Annotated in this window: 17 protein-coding genes; 5 read left to right on the top strand and 12 right to left on the bottom strand. The window is 62.2% G+C overall.

What is annotated here, in order from left to right; all coding sequences use genetic code 11:
• The first annotated feature begins 261 nt into the window (after positions 1-261).
• A complete protein-coding gene (locus VAR608DRAFT_RS01830) occupies positions 262-1593 on the top strand; it encodes an MFS transporter (RefSeq protein WP_088958548.1) in 1332 nt (443 codons plus the stop codon).
• Positions 1594-2326: 733 nt separating this feature from the next.
• Here the strand turns inward: VAR608DRAFT_RS01830 and VAR608DRAFT_RS01825 are convergent.
• From VAR608DRAFT_RS01825 to VAR608DRAFT_RS01785, 9 genes are all read right to left on the bottom strand, one after another.
• Positions 2327-2632 carry a DUF1330 domain-containing protein gene (locus VAR608DRAFT_RS01825; RefSeq protein WP_088952514.1) on the bottom strand — a complete coding sequence of 102 codons (306 nt, stop codon included), beginning with the start codon at positions 2630-2632 and terminating at the stop codon, positions 2327-2329.
• Between the two features lie 106 nt (positions 2633-2738).
• Positions 2739-3866, bottom strand: a complete 1128-nt coding sequence (locus VAR608DRAFT_RS01820; protein WP_088952513.1) for an acyl-CoA dehydrogenase family protein — start codon at positions 3864-3866, stop codon at positions 2739-2741.
• A 3-nt stretch (positions 3867-3869) separates the two neighbouring features.
• On the bottom strand, positions 3870-5054 hold the full coding sequence (locus VAR608DRAFT_RS01815) for an acetyl-CoA C-acyltransferase (protein WP_088952512.1): 1185 nt from the start codon (positions 5052-5054) through the stop codon (positions 3870-3872).
• Positions 5055-5080: 26 nt separating this feature from the next.
• A complete protein-coding gene (locus VAR608DRAFT_RS01810; protein ID WP_088952511.1) occupies positions 5081-5839 on the bottom strand; it encodes a 3-hydroxyacyl-CoA dehydrogenase in 759 nt (252 codons plus the stop codon).
• Between the two features lie 295 nt (positions 5840-6134).
• Positions 6135-6914, bottom strand: a complete 780-nt coding sequence (locus VAR608DRAFT_RS01805; RefSeq protein WP_088952510.1) for an enoyl-CoA hydratase — start codon at positions 6912-6914, stop codon at positions 6135-6137.
• Positions 6911-7816 (bottom strand): CoA transferase, encoded by a 906-nt coding sequence (locus VAR608DRAFT_RS01800; protein WP_088952509.1) that lies wholly within the window; start codon positions 7814-7816, stop codon positions 6911-6913. The genes VAR608DRAFT_RS01805 and VAR608DRAFT_RS01800 overlap by 4 nt, the downstream gene beginning before the upstream one ends.
• Positions 7817-7876: 60 nt before the next feature.
• On the bottom strand, positions 7877-8812 hold the full coding sequence (locus tag VAR608DRAFT_RS01795) for an electron transfer flavoprotein subunit alpha/FixB family protein (RefSeq protein WP_088952508.1): 936 nt from the start codon (positions 8810-8812) through the stop codon (positions 7877-7879).
• Positions 8813-8835: 23 nt separating this feature from the next.
• Complete coding sequence (locus VAR608DRAFT_RS01790) at positions 8836-9585, bottom strand: electron transfer flavoprotein subunit beta/FixA family protein (protein WP_088952507.1); 750 nt, start codon at positions 9583-9585, stop codon at positions 8836-8838.
• Between the two features lie 398 nt (positions 9586-9983).
• Positions 9984-10964, bottom strand: coding sequence for a LysR substrate-binding domain-containing protein (locus tag VAR608DRAFT_RS01785; RefSeq protein ID WP_088952506.1), 981 nt, complete (start codon positions 10962-10964; stop codon positions 9984-9986).
• Between the two features lie 112 nt (positions 10965-11076).
• On the opposite strand from VAR608DRAFT_RS01785, the gene VAR608DRAFT_RS01780 reads away from it, so the two are divergent.
• Entirely contained in the window at positions 11077-12483 is a 1407-nt protein-coding gene (locus tag VAR608DRAFT_RS01780; RefSeq protein WP_088952505.1) for an FAD-binding oxidoreductase, read from the top strand.
• A gap of 215 nt (positions 12484-12698) precedes the next feature.
• On the top strand, positions 12699-16301 hold the full coding sequence (locus tag VAR608DRAFT_RS01775; RefSeq protein WP_088952504.1) for an indolepyruvate ferredoxin oxidoreductase family protein: 3603 nt from the start codon (positions 12699-12701) through the stop codon (positions 16299-16301).
• A 111-nt stretch (positions 16302-16412) separates the two neighbouring features.
• Here VAR608DRAFT_RS01775 and VAR608DRAFT_RS36655 read toward each other — a convergent pair whose 3' ends face one another.
• Positions 16413-16922, bottom strand: a complete 510-nt coding sequence (locus tag VAR608DRAFT_RS36655) for an H-NS histone family protein (RefSeq protein WP_157730559.1) — start codon at positions 16920-16922, stop codon at positions 16413-16415.
• 1201 nt (positions 16923-18123) lie between these two features.
• Here VAR608DRAFT_RS36655 and VAR608DRAFT_RS01760 point away from each other — a divergent pair.
• The gene (locus VAR608DRAFT_RS01760) at positions 18124-18624 is read left to right on the top strand and encodes a MarR family winged helix-turn-helix transcriptional regulator (protein ID WP_157730558.1); all 501 of its coding nucleotides are present in this window, start codon (positions 18124-18126) and stop codon (positions 18622-18624) included.
• Positions 18584-18853, top strand: a complete 270-nt coding sequence (locus VAR608DRAFT_RS01755; protein WP_088952502.1) for a tripartite tricarboxylate transporter substrate-binding protein — start codon at positions 18584-18586, stop codon at positions 18851-18853. Before VAR608DRAFT_RS01760 ends, VAR608DRAFT_RS01755 begins: the two co-directional genes overlap by 41 nt.
• A gap of 26 nt (positions 18854-18879) precedes the next feature.
• Here the strand turns inward: VAR608DRAFT_RS01755 and VAR608DRAFT_RS36650 are convergent, their stop codons facing one another.
• Positions 18880-20049, bottom strand: a complete 1170-nt coding sequence (locus VAR608DRAFT_RS36650; RefSeq protein WP_157730557.1) for a hypothetical protein — start codon at positions 20047-20049, stop codon at positions 18880-18882.
• Entirely contained in the window at positions 20046-21425 is a 1380-nt protein-coding gene (locus VAR608DRAFT_RS36645) for a hypothetical protein (protein ID WP_157730556.1), read from the bottom strand. Before VAR608DRAFT_RS36645 ends, VAR608DRAFT_RS36650 begins: the two co-directional genes overlap by 4 nt.
• Positions 21426-21432 lie beyond the last annotated feature (7 nt).

Here is a 21432-nt window from a genome sequence, read left to right as displayed (position 1 = left end):
AAGAATCTGTCATCGGCCAGCGTCAATATCTCTTGGTAATGATTCGCTCGCATGCGCGCCGGGCCAGCGGCCCAGCCGCTGCGCGGGCCAATCTTGCGAAGCACGCGAAGCGCTCCCGTTGCACTCGTCCGCCTCTAGCACCATCTCAATCGGAGAACCGCGAATCTTCAATCCCTATGAGCGTATTCGCGTAAACCCGGGAGCCAGGCTTGGCTGTTCGCGCAACGATCAGCGGGTCACATGGACAATTTTGAGACCTCTATGACCACAAGTACTTTCGAATCAAGGCAATCAAATGCCGCGATTGCGTCGCCCGCGGGCGACTTCGCAGATGCGACCTACCGCAAGGTCGGCTGGCGGCTCCTTCCGCTCCTGTTCATTTGCTACATCGTCGCCTACCTGGACCGTGTAAACATCGGCTTCGCAAAGCTCCAGATGCAGAGCGATTTGCAGTTCAGCGAAGCCGTTTACGGCCTCGGAGCCGGCATTTTCTTCATCGGCTACTTCCTGTTTGAAGTGCCAAGCAACGTCATCCTCCACAAGGTTGGTGCCCGGCGATGGATCGCTCGCATCATGATCACCTGGGGCCTGCTCTCTGCCGGCACCATGTTTGTCAACTCGGCCACATCCTTCTATGTGGTCCGCTTCCTACTCGGCGTGGCCGAAGCCGGATTCTTTCCGGGAATCATTCTGTACCTGACCTACTGGTACCCTGCCTGGCGACGTAGCAAGGCCACGTCATTCTTCGTGGCCGCGATTCCGTTCGCCGGCATCCTCGGTGGTCCGATCTCGGGCTGGATCCTGCAAGGCGTGGGCGGCGTGCACGGCTGGGCCGGCTGGCAGTGGCTCTTCCTCTTGCAGGGTCTGCCGACGGTGGCGCTCGGTCTGGTCGTGCTGCGTTATCTCGAAGATCGGGTCGCGGACGCCAAATGGCTCACCGCCCCTGAGCGCGAACTAATTGTGCGGGACATCGCGCAAGAAGGTGTCGGCAAGGCGGAGCCTCATATCCTTAGCGTGCTTGGCAATGGCCGCGTTTGGCTGCTGGCGATTGTGTACTTCACTTTCACCGCAGGGATCTATGGCATTTCGTTCTGGCTCCCTAGCATCATCAAGGCAATGGGCGTCAAGGGAGCCTTGGACATCGGTCTGATTAGCGCCGTACCGTGGACATTCGGCGTTATCGCAATGTACTTCATGGCCCGCAGCGCGGACCACCGCCTGGAATATCGCTGGCACAGCGCAATTGCAGCCATCGTCGGTGCCCTCGGCTTGGTCATGAGCGTGGCCTACGGCGGCAACGTGACGCTCTCGATGGTCGGTCTGACGATTGCCACCATGGGGATTATGTCGACGATCCCGATTTTCTGGGGAATACCGACAGCATTCCTCGGTGGCACGGCAGCCGCAGCTGGCATCGCTTTCATCAATTCGTTCGGTAATCTCTCCGGCTTCAGCGCACCGTTTTTGATCGGCCTCATCAAGGACGCGACTCAAAGTACCAACGCGGGGCTTCACATGCTTGCAGGTTTGCTGGTGCTGGGTGGAATCCTTGTGTTGTTGGTGAAATCCGAGCGTACTGCACCAAATCGCTAGCGCCTTTGACGGAGGGTGAGGCGGTCGCCCTCGCCCTCCTTCGATGAGATCAAGGAAGACATGTTCGCGTAGCACGCAGCTTCTCCGTGAATACATGAGTACCTTTGACGGCGTCCATGGCCATCTTGGCCTTTTGAACGCCGCTGAGTCTTCTACTCACCTTCTTGATCCTGTTCACGGGCCCTCGCCCAACGAAGCAGCTCATCCACAATGCAGCGTGCTCAAATTTCCGCGACTGGCTCTCACTTCAATGCTTCGCAGGATCTACGCCATCAGCCCCGGGCTCGAAGCCACGAAGTGAGGCGCTTCGACAAGCCTGGTTTCAACATAGACGAGTCGAGCGTCTGACCTCGAGACCCTGACCGCGCTGGCCCTCTCGAGAGTCTTGGGTTTCGCGGACGGCGCAAACAATGCGCCGGGTTCAAAGCAAGGGCTGCGGCGTCCCCGCGATCCTGTGGCTATATCGCCGGGGCGCTAGCCAGCGGCACGAGCGCGCAACAGGGCCAATGCTTCCGCGGCTCCGTCACATCGAGGCAAGCGCTGCCGGAGCCAACCACGAAGTGACCCCATGTCCGAGACCAGTTGTCCACCATCGGCGTGGCCATTGAAATATGATTGATCTAGCGGCCTTGGCGTAGCGACGCTCCGCCGGCAGCGGATCGAGCACCCTCAGATCAGAGCACCCCGCAAGGGCGCACAGTGAGGCCGCACAGATGCCTACTAGCCCTCCAAGTCAATTTGACGATGGATGAGCGTAGCCTTCAATGACGAAAATGTCTCCCTGTGCCGCCCCCTCTCGCTTGCGTCTGACTGCTTGATACTCATCCGAGTGGTACCAGCGGTTAGCAGCTTCTACGGAGGGGAACTCGAGAACTACGACCCGATTCCCGAATACAGCACCTTCCAGCGGATGTTTTTTTCCGTCGCGAGCAAGATACCGTCCTCCAAATGCTTCGACCGTAGCCGGGGCCACGGAGGCGTAATCTCCATACTTCACCGGGTCTTCGACGTTGATAACGGCCAGCACATAAGCACTCAAAGTATTCTCCTGATGTTTGCCAGCTGACTGACAGCTTCAAAGTGATGCACGTTTCAAGATTGGGCATCCCGGGGAATCCGGGCGTATCCCTTGGCGTTGTGGTCGCTCAGAGCGCCCGCTGGATCAGCAGCTTCTGGATGTCCGACGTGCCTTCGTAGATCTGGCACACGCGCACGTCGCGGTAGATGCGCTCCAGCGGGAAGTCGTTGACGTAGCCGTAGCCGCCCAGCGTCTGGATCGCGGCGCTGCACACGCGCTCGGCCATCTCGCTCGCGAACAGCTTGGCCATCGCCGCTTCCTTCAGACAGGGCAGGCCCGCATCGCGCAGGCTCGCGGCGTGCCAGATCAACTGGCGGGCGGCCTCGATCTGCGTCGCGCATTCCGCGAGCCGGAAGCCCACCGCCTGCTGCTCGAAGATCGAACCGCCGAAGGCCTGGCGCTCCTTGGCGTAGTTGAGCGCGAACTCGAAGGCGCTGCGCGCCATGCCCACGCTCTGCGCGGCGATGCCGATGCGCCCGCCTTCGAGCGCGCCGAGCGCGATCTTGTAGCCCTCGCCTTCCTGGCCGATCAGGTTCTCGGCCGGGATGCGGCAGCCGTCGAAATTGATCTGCGCGGTGTCGCTCGAATGCTGGCCCAGCTTGTCTTCGAGACGTGCGACCTGGTAGCCGGGCGCATCGGTCGGCACGATGAAGGCGCTCATGCCGCGCTTGCCCGCGCCCTTGTCGGTGACCGCGATCACGATCGCGACCTGCCCGTTCTTGCCGCTGGTGATGAACTGCTTGACGCCGTCGATCACCCACGCGTCGCCGTCCTTGCGCGCGCTGGTGCGCAGCGACGAGGCATCGCTGCCCGCCTGCGGCTCGGTGAGGCAGAAGGCGCCCAGCATCTTTCCCTGCGCGAGCGGCTGCAGCCACTGCTTCTTCTGCGCCGCATTGCCGTAGCGCATCAGGATCGCGTTGACCGGGCAGTTGGTCACGCTGATCGCGGTGCTGGTGCCGCCATCGCCGGCGGCGATCTCCTCGAGCACCAGCGCCAGCGTCAGGTAGTCGAGCCCCGCGCCGCCGTCTTCCTCCGGCACGCAGATGCCGTAGGCACCCAGCGCCGCCAGGCCTTCGTGGGCCGCCTTGGGAAAGCTGTGGTCGCGGTCCCATTGCGGCGCATGGGGCCAGAGTTCGGCCTGCGCGAAGGCGCGCACGGCATCGCGGATCGCTTCTTGGTCAGTTGTCAGCAACATGTTTCAGATCAGTTCGATGGCCACGGCCGTGCCTTCGCCGCCGCCGATGCACAGCGTCGCAACGCCGCGCTTCTTGCCGCGCTGCTGGAGCGCATGGATCAGCGTCACCATGATGCGCGCGCCGCTGGCGCCGATCGGATGGCCCAGCGCGCAGGCGCCGCCGTTCACGTTGACGATCTCGTGCGCAACCGACAGCTCGTGCATGAGCGCCATCGGCACCACCGCGAAAGCCTCGTTGACTTCCCACAGGTCGACGTCCTTCACGCCCCAGCCGGTCTTCTTGAACAGCTTGGCGACCGCGCCCACCGGTGCGGTGGAGAACCACTCGGGCTGCTGCGCGTGCGTGGCGTGGCCGACGAGGCGCGCGATCGGCCTGGCACCGTACTTCTTCGCGGTGCTCTCGGTCATCATCACCAGCGCGGCGGCGCCGTCGTTGATCGACGAACTCGATGCGGCGGTGATGGTGCCGCCGTCCTTCTTGAACGCGGGCTTGAGCGTCGGGATCTTGTCGACCTTGACCTTGCCCGGGCCTTCGTCGATCTCGATCACCGTGTCGCCGCCGCGACCCTTGACGGTCACCGCGGCGATCTCGGCCTTGAACGCGCCCGACGTGGTCGCGGCCTTGGCGCGCTCGACGCTGGCGATCGCGAAGGCATCCTGCTGCTCGCGCGTGAACTTGTACTTGGCCGCGCAGTCCTCGCCGAAGGTGCCCATCGAGCGGCCCGGCTGGTAGGCGTCTTCCAGGCCGTCGAGCATCATGTGGTCGAAGATGCGGTCGTGGCCCATGCGGTAGCCGCCACGGCCCTTGAGCATGAGGTAGGGCGCATTGGTCATGCTTTCCATGCCGCCGGCCACCATCACTTCGTGCGTGCCCGCGAGCAGCATGTCGTGCGCCATCATGGCCGCCTTCATCGCCGAGCCGCACATCTTGCTGAGCGTGACCGCGCCGGCGCTGTCGGGCAGGCCGCCCTTGTAGGCCGCCTGCCGTGCCGGCGCCTGGCCCTGGCCGGCCATCAGGCAGTTGCCGAAGAGCACCTCGCCCACGCTGTCGGCACTGATGCCGGCGCGCTCGATGGCGGCCTTGATCGCCACGCCGCCGAGGTCATGCGCCGCGAGGGAAGAAAAGTCGCCCTGGAAGCCGCCCATCGGGGTACGGGCGGCGCCTACGATCACGATCGAATCAGACATCTGCAATCTCCTGAATATGTTTCTGGTCACCGAGGCGCCAGCCGAATCGCGCCGTCGAGCCGGATCACCTCGCCGTTGAGCATGTCGTTCTCGATGATGTGGCGGGCGAGCTTCGCATAGTCCTCGGGCGTGCCCAGGCGCGAGGGGAAGGGCACGCTCGCGGCCAGCGCGTCCTGCACTTCCTGGGGCATGCCGAACAGCATCGGCGTGCCGAAGATGCCCGGAGCGATCGTCATGTTGCGGATGCCGCTGCGCGCCAGGTCGCGCGCGATCGGCAAGGTCATGCCGACGACGCCCCCCTTCGATGCGCTGTAGGCGGCCTGGCCGATCTGGCCGTCGTAGGCGGCGACGGAGGCGGTGGAGATCAGCACGCCGCGCTCGCCGGTCGATTCCGGCTCGTTCCTGCTCATCGCGTCGGCCGCGAGGCGGATCATGTTGAAGCTGCCCACGAGGTTGACCATCACCGTCTTGCTGAAGACCGCGAGTCCGTGCGGCCCGTTCTTGCCGACAGTCTTCTCGGCCGGCGCGATGCCGGCGCAATTGACGAGGCCCATGAGCTTGCCCAGCTTGAGGGCGGCGGCCACGGCGGCCTGGCCGTCCGCTTCCTGGCTCACGTCGCATTTGACGAAGACGCCGCCGATCTCCTTGGCGACCGCTTCGCCCTTGTCGGCCTGCATGTCGGCGATGACCACCTTGCCGCCATTTGCCGCCAGCATCCGCGCCGTGCCCTCGCCGAGCCCCGAGGCACCGCCGGTGACGATGAATACCTTGCCTTCAATCTTCATGCTTTAGCTCCGTTCGTTTGAGTCCATTCTGGAAATCTGTAGAGCCCTGGGATTTGCCACGCGAGTTGGTCAACGTCCGCGAGTCAAGACTTGACGCAGTGAGGTCGCAGTCCAGGTTCGCACTTTCGAAGGGGAGACCTTCGTGTGCCTCGCCGCTTCGCATCCGAAGTTCGATGAGACACCGTCGCAGGTAGGCCATGGGTCAATCTCCCAGAACTCGATGTCAGATTCGAACGCTCGGAACACCAAATTCGTTGGGCGACCAACGACGTGCCCGCGCGGCGTTCCCGGTTAGTTAGGGATGGTTGAAGTTCGGCGCCCGCTTGGTCAGGAAGGCGTCCATGCCTTCCTTCTGGTCGGCGGTCGCGAACAGCGAGTGGAACAGGCGCCGCTCGAACATCACGCCGTCCGCGAGGCCGCTTTCGAAGGCGCGGTTGACCGATTCCTTGGCCGCCATCACCGACAGCTGGGAGAAGCCCGAGATCACGAGCGCGGCGCCCAGGGTCTCTTCCATCAGCTTGCCCAGTGGCACGACGCGGCTCACGAGCCCGGCGCGCTCGGCTTCGGCGGCGTCCATCATGCGGGCCGTGAGGACCATGTCCATCGCCTTCGACTTGCCGACCGCGCGCGGCAGGCGCTGCGTGCCACCGGCGCCGGGGATGACGCCGATCTTGATCTCGGGCTGGCCGAACTTCGCGTTGTCGGCCGCGATGATGAAGTCGCACATCATCGCCAGCTCGCAGCCGCCGCCGAGCGCGAAGCCCGCGACCGCGGCGATGACGGGCTTGCGGATCGAGCGGATGGTTTCCCAGTTGCGGGTGATGAAGTCGCCCTTGTACGCATCGAGAAAGGTGTACTTGGCCATGGCGGCGATGTCGGCGCCGGCGGCAAACGCCTTTTCGCTGCCGGTGACGATGATGCAGCCGATGGCCTCGTCGGCGTCGAAGGCCTTCAGCGCCTGGCCCAGTTCGGTCATCAGCTGGTCGTTGAGCGCATTCAGCGCCTTGGGACGGTTCAGCGTGATGATGCCGACCTTCTCGGCTTCGACGCGGACCTGAAGATTCTGGAAACTCATTCAACACCTCGATCAGGCAAGACCAACAGTGGAAGGTCGTTCATAGTGGCCAGAGCGCGAACTTGGGCACAGTTGCGCTGTCCAAACCAACCGGTGAGAGCTTCACGAACCGAAGGTGAGAGCATGTCAGACGGCGGCAGATTGACGACCTCACAGAGCCGCCTCGCGAAGTGAGGCTCTAGCGCGGCCAACGCCACACGGCCATCCGAGCAGCGATAGACCCGGTACCCTGCGTGGGCACCGCCAACGGAACCGTCGGGCAGTGTCAGGCCCCAGGTTCGCGGAAGGGCCAGCCATTGAGCAGCGCCACCCAGCGCGACCTCCGAATACGCCCCCCTCGAAGAGCCTCCGGCAGCGCTGCGAGCCAACATGACCTGACTCAAGACCCTTTCGCTCGCGATCAAAGCGCCGCTCATATCTGCGAACAGGGAAGCAGGGAGCGCCAAGCCGCAAACCAAGCCGTGTTCCGCGAGGTAAGTCAGGTCGTGTCCAGGATCCTCTGCTTTGGCGCCGTGGTCCCCTACGATGGCCACGTGCGACAGCTTCGGGTAGCGCTCAGTTAGAAGGTCCCAACCCAGCCCCAATCGCTCGATTGCTGATGGCCTGAACGAGGTAAGAAACACATCGGCTTGCGCGAGAAGTTCGTGCAGTCGGGCTCGCCCTGAATCTGACTTTAGATCCGCAGTCTCGGTTGCGATACCGACATGAAGATCCGCATATGCCGCAGGACAGTAGACCTCCATGGGATCCCCACTGGGCGGCTCAAGCTTCATGCAATCGGCCCCCATCGTACGGCAGCGAAGAAGCGCCGCCGGACCTGGAAGGTTGAGCGCGAGACTCAAGATTCGTACGCCAGATAGGGGCGAGTTTGCCGGGTCTTGGCAGGTCAAATTTCGATCCATTTCACTCAACGCATCCTGTCTAATCAATTGGTAAAGTCAGCGAACTGATATGCACGAGCACTAGGCAACTGCAGCCTGAAGCTCTGGGAGCGCAGTGAAGAGATCGGCCTCCAATCCGTAGTCCGCGACGCCGAAGATCGGCGCCTCGGGGTCCTTGTTGATCGCGACGATCACCTTGGAGTCCTTCATGCCCGCCAGGTGCTGGATCGCGCCGGAGATGCCTGCTGCGATGTACAACTGCGGGGCGACGATCTTGCCGGTCTGGCCCACTTGCGAATCGTTCGGGGCGTAGCCTGCGTCCACGGCGGCGCGGCTGGCGCCGAGTGCGGCGCCGAGCTTGTCCGCCAGCGGGGTCATCACTTCATTGAACTTCTCGGCGCTGCCGAGGGCTCGGCCGCCCGAGACGATGATCTTGGCCGCGGTGAGTTCGGGGCGGTCGCTCTTGGTGACTTCCCGGCCCACGAAGGCGCTCTTGCCGCTGTCCTGTACGCCGTCGGCGCTTTCCACCGCGGCGCTGCCGCCGGTGGCGGCTGCGGCGTCGAAGCCGGTGGTACGCACGGTGATGACCTTGATCGCATCGCTGCTCTGTACGGTGGCAATGGCGTTGCCGGCATAGATCGGGCGCTCGAAGGTGTCGGCGCTGTCCACCTTGGTGATGTCGCTGATCTGAGCGACATCCAGCTTGGCGGCCACGCGCGGGGCGACGTTCTTGCCGTTGGCGGTGGCCGGGAAAAGGATGTGGGTGTAGCTCTTGGCGATCGCCAGCACCTGGGCGGCGACGTTCTCGGCGAGGTTTTCCGCCAAGGAGGGGCTATCGGCCACGATCACCTTGGCAACGCCTGCCACCTGGGCGGCCGCCTTGCCGGCTTCGGCGGCATTGGCACCGGCCACCAGAATGTGCACATCGCCGCCGCAGGCCTTGGCGGCGGTCACGGTGTTCAGGGTCGCCGGCTTGAGCGTGGCGTGGTCGTGTTCGGCAACAACAAGTACGGTCATGTCGAGTATTCCTTCTCTTTGCCTCAGATCACCTTGGCTTCGTTCTTCAGCTTGTCCACCAGCGTGGCGACGTCGGGCACCTTGATGCCGGCGCCGCGCTTGGGGGGCTCGGCCACCTTCAGGGTCTTCAGGCGGGGCGCCGCGTCCACGCCCAGGTCCGCCGGGGTCACCGTGTCCAGCTGCTTCTTCTTGGCCTTCATGATGTTGGGCAAGGTCACGTAGCGCGGCTCGTTCAGGCGCAGGTCGGTGGTGATGACCGCGGGCAGAGACAGCGAGAGGGTTTCCAGGCCGCCATCGACTTCGCGCGTGACGCTCAGCTTGTCACCGGCCACTTCGACCTTCGATGCGAAGGTGCCCTGGGGCAGGTCCGCCAGGGCGGCGAGCATCTGGCCGGTCTGGTTGTTGTCGTCATCGATGGCCTGCTTGCCGAGGATGACCAGAGACGGTTGCTCCTTGTCGACGAGGGCCTTCAGGAGCTTGGCAACCGCGAGAGGCTGCAGCTCTTCAGTCGTTTCCACGAGGATGCCGCGATCCGCACCGATGGCCATTGCGGTGCGGAGCGTCTCCTGGCACTTGGCATCGCCGCAGGAGACGGCGATGACCTCGGTCGCCACGCCCTTTTCCTTCAAACGAACCGCCTCTTCGACGGCAATCTCGTCGAAGGGGTTCATGCTCATCTTGACGTTGGCAATGTCCACACCGGTGCCATCGCTCTTCACGCGCACCTTCACGTTGTAGTCGACGACCCGCTTGACGGGGACCAGTACTCTCATGCGCTCTTTTCCAGCAAGTTGATGATGCTGATGCCAGGCGTTCCATCGGGTTTGGATGCGGACAGGCACGCGCTGAACGGCATGCCCGCACCGCAGGCCCCTAGTAAGGGTGCCAATCAGTACACAGGAACCAAGTCTGGTGATCGTCGGAGCGATGCCAAAGGCACCGAGATGGATGCCGATAAACCGCGATGAACCACATGCCTAGCGAACCTCACGAAGAGAGAGTCTGACGCTGTGGAGCATCGGCACCTCCTCCGACGAGGTCTACCTGGAACTGACGACGCTTCCTTGCCGGGAAAGTCTTCCTGGGATCGAGTCAGGAACAGCAATGTCGCCGAAAAGGGAGCACTGCGATACCATCGATTGGCGACGTCACCATCTCTTGCAGAGATAGATCACCTGCTGCCCAAGCTTGCGGAGGGTGTTGAGGGTGCTGGCCCAATGTAGGTCGCTCCTTGCCACTCGCCCCCAGCGCATAGATCTCTAGCAAGGTTCTGCACGAGTTCTATGACCGCCGCCTTCGCATGTGTGAGCGGAATGTGCTTCGAATAGCAGATTCCGAGCGTTCGAGCAACCTTTTGAGGTCGAATCCGATGCGCACGCAAACGTCCAGCCTCGACCTCGTGCGCTGCGAGCGCATACGGCATGACCGTCGATGCCATGCCGGCCTCGACGGCACTCTTGAACACAGACACTGAATTGATCTCTGCGACCACCTTCATAGGCAACTCATGCTCCTCCAGTGCCGCCGCAAGCACGGCCCGAGTGGCAAAGCCATGTTGAATGCTTGGAAGCACCAGCGGCTGCTTCGAGACGAAACCGAGATCCACGTCAGATCCGTCGGGGAGCGCGGGCACCGCTTCGGGACCGCGGAGCAAATAGAGCTCTTCCTCGACAAAGGGTTGAAAGACGATATCCTCATGCGAGGGTAATGGTGTGAAGACCATCAGATCGACCCTTCCCTGACGCAGTTGTTCAATCATGTTTCCCATCAACTCTTCGTTGATATGCAGGGAAATCCCGGGCAAACGATCCCGTGCTGCCCGGAAGAGCGGGAGCGCGAGTGCTCCGGAAACACTTTGGCCCAAGACCAGGACCACGGATCCAACAATCGCCTTGGGCGAGGATCGCACGGCAGTCTTCACGTCGTTCAGTTGCTTAAGAACAGCCTGTGCGTACGCATAAAACGTCTTTCCAGCCTCCGTCACCGTAACCCCGGATCGCCCCCTAAACAGCAACTGGACCCCCAGCTCGTCCTCGAGTTCGGCAATTTGTTTGCTCAGCGCTGACTGCGCCACGAAGACCTCGAGTGCAGCACGCGACAGGCTTCCACTATCTGCTACGGCGATAAAGTATTTAAGTTGTCGAAGTTCCATGCCATTTGTCCCATCGATCGCTTTGCCAGATGGCGGCTACGCAATTTGGAAACGCTCAAATCGTTGCCAAGGGCTAGAGTGACATGCCCGCAGCAATTCACAGATGGTATCAATGAACCAGCCTTTTTCCCCTGCCCGAAGAGACATACCGGCGGCGGTGCATACAAGCCTTAGCGAGCGCTTTCGAGAGCGCTACACGACCAATTCCAGCATCTTGTCGCAGCACGGCGCTGACGAATCCCACTATGAACCGATGCCACCAGATGCGGTGGTGTTTCCCTTGTCGACGGAAGAGGTCGCCTTCATCGTCAAGCTTTGCGCTGAACATCGCGCGCCAGTCATCGCCTTTGGGGTCGGATCCTCGGTTGAGGGCCACGTGCTGGCAGTACAGGGGGGAATCTGCATCGACATGTCTCGGATGGACCGAATCTTGAAGGTTCAACCCGAGGACATGACTGCGACAGTCCAAGCCGGTGTTACTCGCATGGCGTTGAACGACGAACTCGCTCACTCCGGCTTCTTTTTCTCAGTTGATCCGGGCGCCAATGCGACCATAGGCGGGATGGTAGCTACAGCTGCATCAGGGACGAATACTGTGCGATACGGAACGATGCGCGACAACCTTCTCAACCTAACGGTCGTCACTGCCGAGGGGGAAATCGTTCGGACTGCATCCAGGGCGCGCAAGTCTTCGGCGGGCTACCACCTGACGAACCTGTACTGCGGCTCGGAAGGCACCCTTGGCATCATCACTGAAGTCACAGTGAAGCTGCATCCCCGTCCGGAGGAAATTCTTGCAGCAGTCGCAACCTTTGGAGACATAAAGGGAGCCGTCGACGCCGTGATCCAGGCCGTCCAACTCGGACTACCACTGGCAAGGGCCGAGATGCTCGACGCCCTGACCATCCACGCGATCAATCGTCACAGCAAGACTTCGCTGACCGAAGCCCCTACCCTATTCCTGGAGTTTTGCGGAGCCGCCGGCGAGGCGACTGCGCAAGCCGCTCAGATGCAGCAGATCGTACACGACTGCGGAGGTGGCGAATTTGCGATGTCGACCAGGGAAGAGGAACGCGCAACGCTGTGGAATCCTAGGCATAACGCCTACTTTGCAGTGCTTCAGCAGAAACCGGGTTCTCGATCCGTGACCACGGACGCATGTGTCCCCGTATCAGTGCTTTCGGACTGTGTCGAAGAAACTCGCCTGGACCTTGAGGCATCCGAGTTGCCGGTCGCCATATTCGGTCACGTGGGTGACGGAAACTTCCATTGCATGATTCTCATCGATCCTGCCAATGCGGATGAGCGCGAGCGCGCGGAAGCGCTGAGCCAACGCTTGACTCGGCGAGCAATACGCTTTGGTGGAACGTGCACGGGCGAGCATGGAGTGGGTCTGCACAAGACAGCCTACTTGGTCGAGGAGCACGGTGAAGGTGCGGTGGACATCATGCGGCGCATCAAGAAGGCGCTCGACCCTCACGACATTCTCAATCCGGGCAAGGTACTTCCTGACCACTAGTCCGTAGCGCTGCAGTAGGGCGAACTGCGGCACAAGAAGTCGGGCGACCGCCGCAGCGCCCCGCGAGACCTTGCTTATGTCTGGCGCTTGCGACTACGACGCCGCCGGTGTCAGCGGCCAGCGTGCACACGCATAGGACCTCGATGTCCCGTCAAGCCATGGCTGCTAGCCCTCGCGACGGCCCGAGTCGTACCACTCTCATCCGAAAGAATTCCATGAACGCCCCACTACCCGAGCACATCCGCAAGGCCCTCGAAACGGTCACGCTCGACGACAAATACTCCCTCGACTACGGCCGCGCCTTCATGAGCGGCGTCCAGGCCCTGGTGAAGCTGCCGATGCTGCAGCGGCTGCGCGACCAGCAGCAGGGCAAGAACACTGCGGGCTTCATCAGCGGCTACCGCGGCTCGCCGCTCGGCGGCTACGACCAGGCGTTGTGGAAGGCGAGCAAATACCTCAAGCAGCAGAACATCGTCTTCCAGCCGGGCGTGAACGAGGAACTCGCGGCCACCGCGCTCTGGGGCACGCAGCAGCTCGGCTTCGCGCCGCCGGGCACCAACCGGTTCGATGGCGTCTTCGGCATCTGGTACGGCAAGGGCCCGGGCGTGGACCGCTGCTCGGACGTCTTCAAGCACGCCAACATGGCCGGCACCACGCCGTGGGGCGGCGTGATCGCGATCGCTGGTGACGACCACATCGCGAAAAGCAGTACCGCCGTTCATCAAAGCGACATCAACTTCAAAGCATGCGGCATGCCGGTGTTCTTTCCAGCCAACGTGCAGGAAATCCTGGACCTGGGCGTCCACGCCTTCGCGATGAGCCGCTTCGCCGGCATCTGGTCAGGGATGAAGACGATCCAGGAGATTGTCGAATCAAGCGCGACTGCGATGATCGACCCCGAGCGCGTCGAGATCGTGATGCCCACCGATTTCCAGATGCCCCCGGACGGCCTGCACATCCGCTGGCCGGATCATGCCGTCGTACAAGAAGAGCGGCTGATGCACTACAAGTGGTACGCCGCGCTCGCCTACATCCGCGCCAACCGGCTCAACCACAACGTGATCGAAGGGCCGAACGACCGCTTCGGCATCATGGCCAGCGGCAAGGCCTTCAACGACACGCGGCAGGCGCTGATCGACCTCGGCCTCGACGACGCGGCCTGCCGCCAGCTCGGCATCCGGCTGCACAAGGTGGCGGTCGTCTGGCCGCTGGAGGCGCAGCTCACCCGCGCCTTCGCGACCGGCCTGCAGGAAATCCTCGTAGTCGAGGAAAAGCGCCCAATCATCGAGACCCAGTTGAAGGAACAACTCTACAACTGGCCTGCGGATTCGCGGCCTCATATCCTAGGCAAATTCAACGAACACAATGGAGAGATTTCCGGTGGCGTTTGGTCGATGCCCAATCCCACTGCTCAAACATTGCTGCGCGCCAATGCTGATCTCAACCCGACGTTGATCGCTAAAGCCATTGCCTTGCGCCTCAAGGGACTGGGCCTGCTGCCAGCCGCCTCGGATATTGCGCGTACCGTGGAAGCGCGCTTGGGATTTCTCGAAAGCAAAGAGCGCTCGATGCAGGTGATTCAGGCCGCGGGGGTCAGGGACGAGCGCCAGCCGTGGTTCTGTTCCGGCTGCCCGCACAACACCAGCACCGTGGTCCCCGAAGGCTCGCGCGCGATGGCCGGCATCGGCTGCCACTTCATGGCGACCTGGATGGACCGCTCGACCATCGGCTTCACGCAGATGGGCGGCGAAGGCGTGCCATGGGTCGGCCAGCAGCCGTTCACGACCGACCCGCACATCTTCGCGAACCTCGGCGACGGCACCTACTTCCACAGCGGCCTGCTCGCGATCCGCCAGAGCATCGCGGCCGGCGTGAACATCACCTACAAGATCCTCTACAACGACGCCGTCGCGATGACCGGCGGCCAGCAGGTCGGCGAGCGGCCCGAGGGCCATTCGGTGCTGCAGATCGCCGAGAGCCTGCACGCCGAAGGGACGGCCAGGGTGGTGGTGGTCACCGACGAGCCCGAGAAGTACGAGGGCGTGCACGTGCCGGGCGACAACGTCAAGGTGCGGCACCGCGACGAACTCGACCAGATCCAGCGCGAGTTCCGCGAGATCAAGGGCACGACGGCCATCATCTACGACCAGACCTGCGCGACCGAAAAGCGGCGCCGCCGCAAGCGCGGCACGGCGGTCGATCCGGCCAGGCGCGTGGTCATCAACGAGCTGGTCTGCGAAGGCTGCGGTGATTGCAGCGTGCAGAGCAACTGCCTGTCGGTCGAGCCGCTGGAGACCGAATTCGGCCGCAAGCGCACGATCAACCAGAGCACCTGCAACAAGGACATGAGCTGCCTGAAGGGCTTCTGCCCGAGCTTCGTGACCGTCGAGGGCGGTCAGCTCAAGAAGAAGGCCAAGGGCAAGGGCGCGGCGCCTGCCGAGCTGGGGGCGCTCGCCGAGCCGGCGCTGCCTTCGCTTGCGGGTGGCCTGGTCTGGGGCGTGGTCGTGGCCGGTGTCGGCGGTACCGGCGTCATCACCATCGGCCAGCTGCTCGGCATGGCAGCGCACATCGAAGGCAAGGGCATCGTCACGCAGGACGCGGCCGGCATGGCTCAGAAAGGGGGCGCGACGTGGAGTCATGTCATGATCGGCGAAACCCAGGACGACATCCACACCACCCGCGTGGGCACCGCAGCAGCCGACCTCATCTTGGCTTGCGATCCGCTGGTGTCGATCAACCCAGAAAACCTCCTCCGCATGCTGGAAGGCCGGACCCATGTCGCGCTAAACACCTACAGCACACCCACGGCTTCCTTTGTGCGCAATGCTGACTGGCAGAACCCTCAAGACGGATGTTTAGCTGAAATAGCACGCGTTGTAGGCAACGAAGGCGTCAGCGCTTTCGACGCCGACGCCGCATCTACTGCGTTGATGGGCGACACGATCTACGTCAACCCGATGATCCTGGGCTATGCCTGGCAGAAGGGGTGGATCCCGCTCGAGCATGCGTCGCTGATGCGCGCGATCGAGCTCAACGCCGTGGCAGTCGAGAACAACAAGATCGCCTTCGAATGGGGCCGCCAAGCGGCGGCGCGCCCGGACGAGCTGCAAAAGCACGTGAATCCTGGCCAGGTGATGGCATTCAAGAAGCGGGAAACGGTCAGGAGCCTAGTGGCCCATCGCCTCGAGTTCCTGACCGACTACCAGAACGCCGCCTATGCGGCGGAGTACAAGGCCTTCGTCGCCAAGGTGCAGCAGGCCGAGTCGGCCCTTCTGGGCAAGACGTCCCTAGCCGAAGCTGTGGCCCGCAATCTATTCAAGCTCATGGCCTACAAGGACGAGTACGAGGTCGCGCGCCTGCAGAGCGATCCGGCCTTCCTCGCGCGGATCGAGGGCATGTTCGAGGGGCAGATGGGCAAGGACTTCAAGCTCAACTACCACCTGGCGCCGCCGCTCGTCGCGAAGAAGAACGCCAAGGGCCAGCTCCAGAAACAGAAATACGGCCCGGCCATGCTGACCGGTTTCCGGCTGCTGGCGAAGCTCAAGGGGTTGCGCGGCACGGCGCTCGACGTCTTCGGCCGCACCGAGGAACGCAAGACCGAGCGCGCCCTGATCGGCGAATACCGCGCGAGCATCGACGAGCTGCTCGGCGGTCTGACCGCCGCCAACCATGCGCTGGCGGTGGAAATCGCGAGCCTGCCCGAGCAGATCCGCGGCTACGGCCACGTCAAGGAACGCAACCTGGCCGCGGTGCGAACCCGCTGGAGCGAACTATTGGCCCTATGGCGCAAACCGCCAACCAGTCGCGCTGTCGGTTAGTTGGGTTCCGAGGGAACGCCGGGCACAGTTTGATGACTTGCATCATCACCACGCTTGAACTTCAAGTCAGCTCGTTGAGAGTTCGCGCGCTGCGGCCCAAGGCTCGCACTATCAGGAAGCCCGGAGATCTTCCAGTGACCTCCCGCCGGCGATGGCTTCCTTCAGCCACCCCGGTTGGGGGCCTCGCCCTGTCCAGGACTTACCTGCGCCATCGCTGTAGAGCACGGTCGACGGCCGACGCTTCGGAGCCGACTTCCTCGCCGGCTTCTTTGCAGCGTCCTTTGCAGCGCTCACGGCCGGGGCGCCGACCTGAAAGTCTTCCAGGCGCATGCCGGCAGCGAGCGCTTCACGCAGCCAGGTCGGCCGCTTGCCCCAGCCGCCCCAGGTGTTTCCGTTGCCATCGCTGTAAGAATTTCGTCCGCCTTTCTTGACTACGCCACCGCTGGCGGTCTTCTTCGTCGCGCTCTTGGCGCCGAACAGTTGCTCAGGTGTCAACTCGTAATGGGCGATCGCAACCTTGATGCGATCGATGACGCCACCGACTTCTTTCGCCCGAATGACATCGGCCTTCTGCTGCAAGGTCACGATCTGCTTCTGAATCTGTGCGTAAGTCTGAACCATAGGGAATTCTTTCTAAAAGAACAGGTCCGCTAGCTTAGTCGTTTTTCGTTTCAACACCCACTCGTCCCTTCCGTCGTCGTGTGACCGACTCTTTGCCGGGTTATTCCGTCAGATTGAGTGCATCCGTCAGACATCGGCACAGCCGACAGCAGGATTCAAGCGTTTTGGCTCAATTCGGGGGAATCCGCCAACTGCTTCTCAATGACGATCTCTCCGAGCCCCGATTGAATATTGAGGTGGGACGCAACACGCTCATTCAGCCGTATATGCCAAAGCGTTGGTACACAAGGCTCGCACCGCAACCGTCCCGACTCGTGCCCATCAACTCGGTACCTCGATCGTGAGTCCGGGCCTGAATTCATCGTTCTCTGGCTCTCGCCCGGCACGACCGAGCACGTACCCGCGAGGGTTACACACGACACGGCAGTTTCCGGCTCTGTAGTCGAAGCTGGTGTGCGTGTGCCCATGAACCCAGAGCATCGGAACTTCAAAGAACTCCTCTGGCAACTCGCTCACGAAGGCACCGGATATCCAGTCGGACGCAAAGGCCGCGGCCAAGGATCCACGGTGCGGACCATGGTGGGTTACGACAACAGTGGAACCGCCGAATGGCGCTTTCAGCTTGTCGGCTAGTCGCCGCGGCAAAGCGTCTTCAGGCTACGCTGGCGCGATGGCTGTCCCATCGTTGAATTCCGCGTCTGTTCTCCGGGAGAAGTATAGGGGCTGGACTCTCTATGTTCGGTGGCACCATTCGTTCTGGGGAGCGGCCGAAGGCTGGATCTGCAAGCCGATTGGCCCGCAAGAGGCCGCCAAGACAGCTATCAGCCTTGGCCGGCATGCGACCAGCGCCGCGGCATTGGCTGCCGGCCGCACATCGGTGCAGGGTTCGGCCGGAAACCGATGGGCCGCGAATGGTGGGTCGAGAGCTTGCAATTCTTGAGCACAACTCACGTCCGGCTCACACTTCTCTATCTAAGTTCTTGTCCCGCTTCGGGATTTCAGTTGAACTGGCTGTTGGCTGCGCTACGTCCGTGGCGATAAATTGCGCCGGACTTTACGTCACAGAGGCGGCAGACTTTATTCTTTTCGGCGGACTTTATTATTGCGGAACACCACTAGACAAAAAGGCACTCAAGGAATGGATCTCCGCTCAATGTGATTAATGTAATGAACCAATGCACCAAGCCCGACAATGCACGCGATGCCGAAGAACAGAAGCACCCCCGCAGACGCCACGCCAGCTGGCCACTTGATTGAAGCCTCCCTGCATCTCGTGCTCGGCTACCAACTCGCGCAGGCGACGATCGTCACGGATGCCGTGTTCTCCGAGCAGGTGGGCGCCGTCTTTGATCTACGCCCCGTCGAATACACAGTGCTTTGCCTCATTCACGAGAATCCCGACGTCTCGGCTGCCCGCCTGGCCAAGGCGCTCGCGGTCACCGCACCGAACATCGCCGCATGGATCGAGCGGCTCGAAAAACGGGGACTGATCCAGCGCATACCGCACGCGACCGATCGCAGGGCTCAATACCTGCGCACAACACCCGAAGGCGCGACTCTTGCCACAAAGGCCACACGAAGCGTGCTGGAAGGCGAGCAGGAATCGCTCAGCGACTTGTCCAAGGGCGAGCGCTTGATGCCGCCCGAGCTTCTGCACAAGGTTGCGCTTTCGCGAAGCGCGAGACAATCCGGGCCACGCTGACAAGGCAGCGCGTGTCCAAGGATGGCCCGGCCGGCATGCCGCCGACGTCGTCGCCCAGTTCAATGCCGAGCTCAACAAGGCGCTTGCGCATCCGAACGTGGTCGCGCTTTTCGCCAACTCCGGCTTCAAATCAATGGCCGGCGCGCCCGAAGACTTTCGCAACGCGGCGCGCGAGGAGCGCGCGCGCTGGGGCCGGGTCATCAAGACGGCGGGCGTGCAGCTCGATTAATATCGCTAAACATTTCGCAGCGCAAATCAGCGCCGATCAGGCGACTGCTCGCCCGCAGCATGCTCCCAGCCTGGTCGCAAGCGATCCCAGAGTTCGTTCAGAGGATGGTTCGCCGCCCATGGGTGCCGCAAGAACGCGCCCTCTTCGGGATCTTGCCCGCCGGGTTGAACAGCCGCTGTGGACGCGACGCCATCCCGGCAGTAGCTCCATCGCTCACGCCATTCCAAAGGGACATGAGACTCGCAGGCTCTCCTCAGCGAGCGCACCCTCCGCCCCCCCAGTGCCTGGGCGGATTCCACATCTCCGAGGTCGTTCGCTCTGAGGGCTGCCCGCACAAAGACTCGCTCGATGTGCCCCCGAAGAGTTTCCTCTCTTGGCTTGAATAAGCGGCGTTGTGGGCTCACGGGAAACAGACACTCAGCTTCAGCTCGCAGCTTTTTCAACGTCAGCCCCGCCGGCTCTGCAACCAGGAGGCGCCTCGGCGGGCGTGAGTCGGCAATCAGCAGTTCCCACGCCGGAAACCCTTCGCGTGGCTCGCGAAGATGGCCCCACAGAAGGTTCGAAACTTCGGCGAGCCGGAGTTGGCAAAAGTAGATGAGTTCGATGGCTGCTCGTGTCCCCAGCGCGCAATGTGTGTCGAGCACCCAGCAGACGTGATGCCATTCAGCCAGCCGCATGGGATCGGCAGGGGTGCGACTCACCCTTCGGGTGTACTCTTCGGCACTGAGAAACGCGTTCGAAGAGCGTGCAAAACGAAGGTGGGCATAACCATGCCGATGCATCCATCCGATCAACGACTTCAAAACTCGTACGACCACTGAAAGGCCTGCGTCTCCCATTGGCTTGTTCATGGGACTGCGCGAGCCGTCCAACCTGCTGCGCCCTCGTCGTTGCAGCCAATCTTTCGGCGGGTCGATCAGGGCCCGCAGAAAAAGGTCGAAATCCTCCTCGCGCATGGACGAGACCGCCCTTCGGTTGATGAACCATGCCCAGTTGAATAGCAATTCCGCGGCTCTGCGATAAACGCGCCAGGTGGATTCGCTTTCTTCATGTTCACTCAGCCAGAGCCGTGCCGCACCGACATCGTCGACACAGTCCACGTCGCAATGACCCGGTGGGTAGCGATAGTCCCCGTCCGACCCGTCAAGTCCGAAGGGCGCATTCAACATCTCCAGGCGAACGAATTCCTCTGTCATCTGATCCCGCCCTTTAACACCCGGCCTTCGTTGTAGTACACGACGATGATTCGCGATCGGGCGCTCAGGCCCGAGGAATCGGAAAGGATGGCCCATGCCACAGTGTTCGGCCAGTCTGTGGTGGGGCTAAGATCGGCGGCGAATTCGCGCAGCATTGATGTCCACGCCGCACAAGCCTCGTATTCGGGAGCGGCGTTCCGCTCGGGGGAACCAACCCTCTCCTGCCATCGCGCGGTACTCGCGAGATCCGCTTTGAGACAAGCCAAAACAAACCCGCCCCAAGTAGGCAGGTCGCCCGTAATGAGATGCGGCAATCGCGCGACATCGCGCAGCGATAGCGAGAATCCCAGCGGTCGCAGGCCTGAATGGATGGGCGCCGACTCGAAACGCAAACGCCAAAGATGGAATCCGTGGACGTCCGGCGAGACGCGCCCATCCCTTGCGAGTATGTGACCGAAGCGATCGGTGTACAGATGATTGTCCAACGGCCAATGGAGATGACGAGCATCCACGCCGAAGCACCTCGCGAAATGGCGGCGCATCGACTTGTAGACCTGGCGACGTGAGCGCTCTGAATCTGGTGAAGGCTTGGTCACTCGCTCGAATGTCCGGGAGGATACCTGCCGCACACGCGAAGGCCTCGACCTGAGATACCGTTCGGCCAGATTCAAGGGAACGAGCCGACGCAAGACCTCGAACGCAGCGAGACGTCTCTCAGCTGGATCCGCACGGTTGGGCCAATCGAAGATTCGGTCCGCATCGATCGATGCCGCGGAGACATCCAGAAGCCATCGGTGCATCGCAGTAAGCCTCCGACTCGCCAACGGTCTTCTCCAATTGATGATCATGTCCGTCAGAGTCCACGCAGGTGCGAGCATGGCGTGACACGCGACGCATCTCATGGGAACGGAAAAAGCTGCCGCCGTGAGTGCATAGCGCGCCGTCGGTGCGCCGCAGCTCACGCAGGTGCTCTTGAGTGGCTCATCGTGAATAGGACAGCGAGCCAGAGCATCGATCTGAAACACTGAAGCCGCGAACCCATTGCCCAGGCACGTCCTGCAATACCGAAACTGCTCATCCCCGGCGATCGCGCGGTACCACTTTGGGCTCAATCTACCCAGCATGGATTGGTCCAGATGGAGGCCAGCCTGGGCGAGCTGCGCAGGGGGTCGGATTCCTCGATGCTCGATCAGCAAACTGCGGGCATGAAGGCCATCGCCATCGATCTCCCCGCCATTCCCCGCAGTCTTGAAAAGTACTCTCGATAGCTTGCGCTCGTCCATTCTGTTCACCACGGCGAGCTTCGCCAACTGGGTGTAGGGGCCTTCATACGGAAATATCCACTTGGCCGACCATATCCACGGCTTCTTGTCCATATGGTTC

It is taken from the genome of Variovorax sp. HW608 (assembly GCF_900090195.1).
Classification (GTDB): domain Bacteria; phylum Pseudomonadota; class Gammaproteobacteria; order Burkholderiales; family Burkholderiaceae_C; genus Variovorax.
The sequence above is the reverse complement of the archived record's forward strand: the minus strand, read 5'-3'. Positions and strand labels throughout refer to the sequence as shown.

Excerpts from the sequence above, each read along its gene's own strand:
- VAR608DRAFT_RS01830 (WP_088958548.1), top strand. The coding sequence starts at position 262 with ATGACCACAAGTACTTTCGAATCAAGGCAATCAAATGCCGCGATTGCG.
- VAR608DRAFT_RS01820 (WP_088952513.1), bottom strand. The coding sequence starts at position 3,866 with ATGTTGCTGACAACTGACCAAGAAGCGATCCGCGATGCCGTGCGCGCC.
- VAR608DRAFT_RS01815 (WP_088952512.1), bottom strand. The coding sequence starts at position 5,054 with ATGTCTGATTCGATCGTGATCGTAGGCGCCGCCCGTACCCCGATGGGC.
- VAR608DRAFT_RS01810 (WP_088952511.1), bottom strand. The coding sequence starts at position 5,839 with ATGAAGATTGAAGGCAAGGTATTCATCGTCACCGGCGGTGCCTCGGGG.
- VAR608DRAFT_RS01805 (WP_088952510.1), bottom strand. The coding sequence starts at position 6,914 with ATGAGTTTCCAGAATCTTCAGGTCCGCGTCGAAGCCGAGAAGGTCGGC.
- VAR608DRAFT_RS01800 (WP_088952509.1), bottom strand. The coding sequence starts at position 7,816 with ATGGATCGAAATTTGACCTGCCAAGACCCGGCAAACTCGCCCCTATCT.
- VAR608DRAFT_RS01795 (WP_088952508.1), bottom strand. The coding sequence starts at position 8,812 with ATGACCGTACTTGTTGTTGCCGAACACGACCACGCCACGCTCAAGCCG.
- VAR608DRAFT_RS01790 (WP_088952507.1), bottom strand. The coding sequence starts at position 9,585 with ATGAGAGTACTGGTCCCCGTCAAGCGGGTCGTCGACTACAACGTGAAG.
- VAR608DRAFT_RS01785 (WP_088952506.1), bottom strand. The coding sequence starts at position 10,964 with ATGGAACTTCGACAACTTAAATACTTTATCGCCGTAGCAGATAGTGGA.
- VAR608DRAFT_RS01780 (WP_088952505.1), top strand. The coding sequence starts at position 11,077 with ATGAACCAGCCTTTTTCCCCTGCCCGAAGAGACATACCGGCGGCGGTG.
- VAR608DRAFT_RS01775 (WP_088952504.1), top strand. The coding sequence starts at position 12,699 with ATGAACGCCCCACTACCCGAGCACATCCGCAAGGCCCTCGAAACGGTC.
- VAR608DRAFT_RS36655 (WP_157730559.1), bottom strand. The coding sequence starts at position 16,922 with ATGGTTCAGACTTACGCACAGATTCAGAAGCAGATCGTGACCTTGCAG.
- VAR608DRAFT_RS01760 (WP_157730558.1), top strand. The coding sequence starts at position 18,124 with ATGCCGAAGAACAGAAGCACCCCCGCAGACGCCACGCCAGCTGGCCAC.
- VAR608DRAFT_RS36650 (WP_157730557.1), bottom strand. The coding sequence starts at position 20,049 with ATGACAGAGGAATTCGTTCGCCTGGAGATGTTGAATGCGCCCTTCGGA.
- VAR608DRAFT_RS36645 (WP_157730556.1), bottom strand. The coding sequence starts at position 21,425 with ATGGACAAGAAGCCGTGGATATGGTCGGCCAAGTGGATATTTCCGTAT.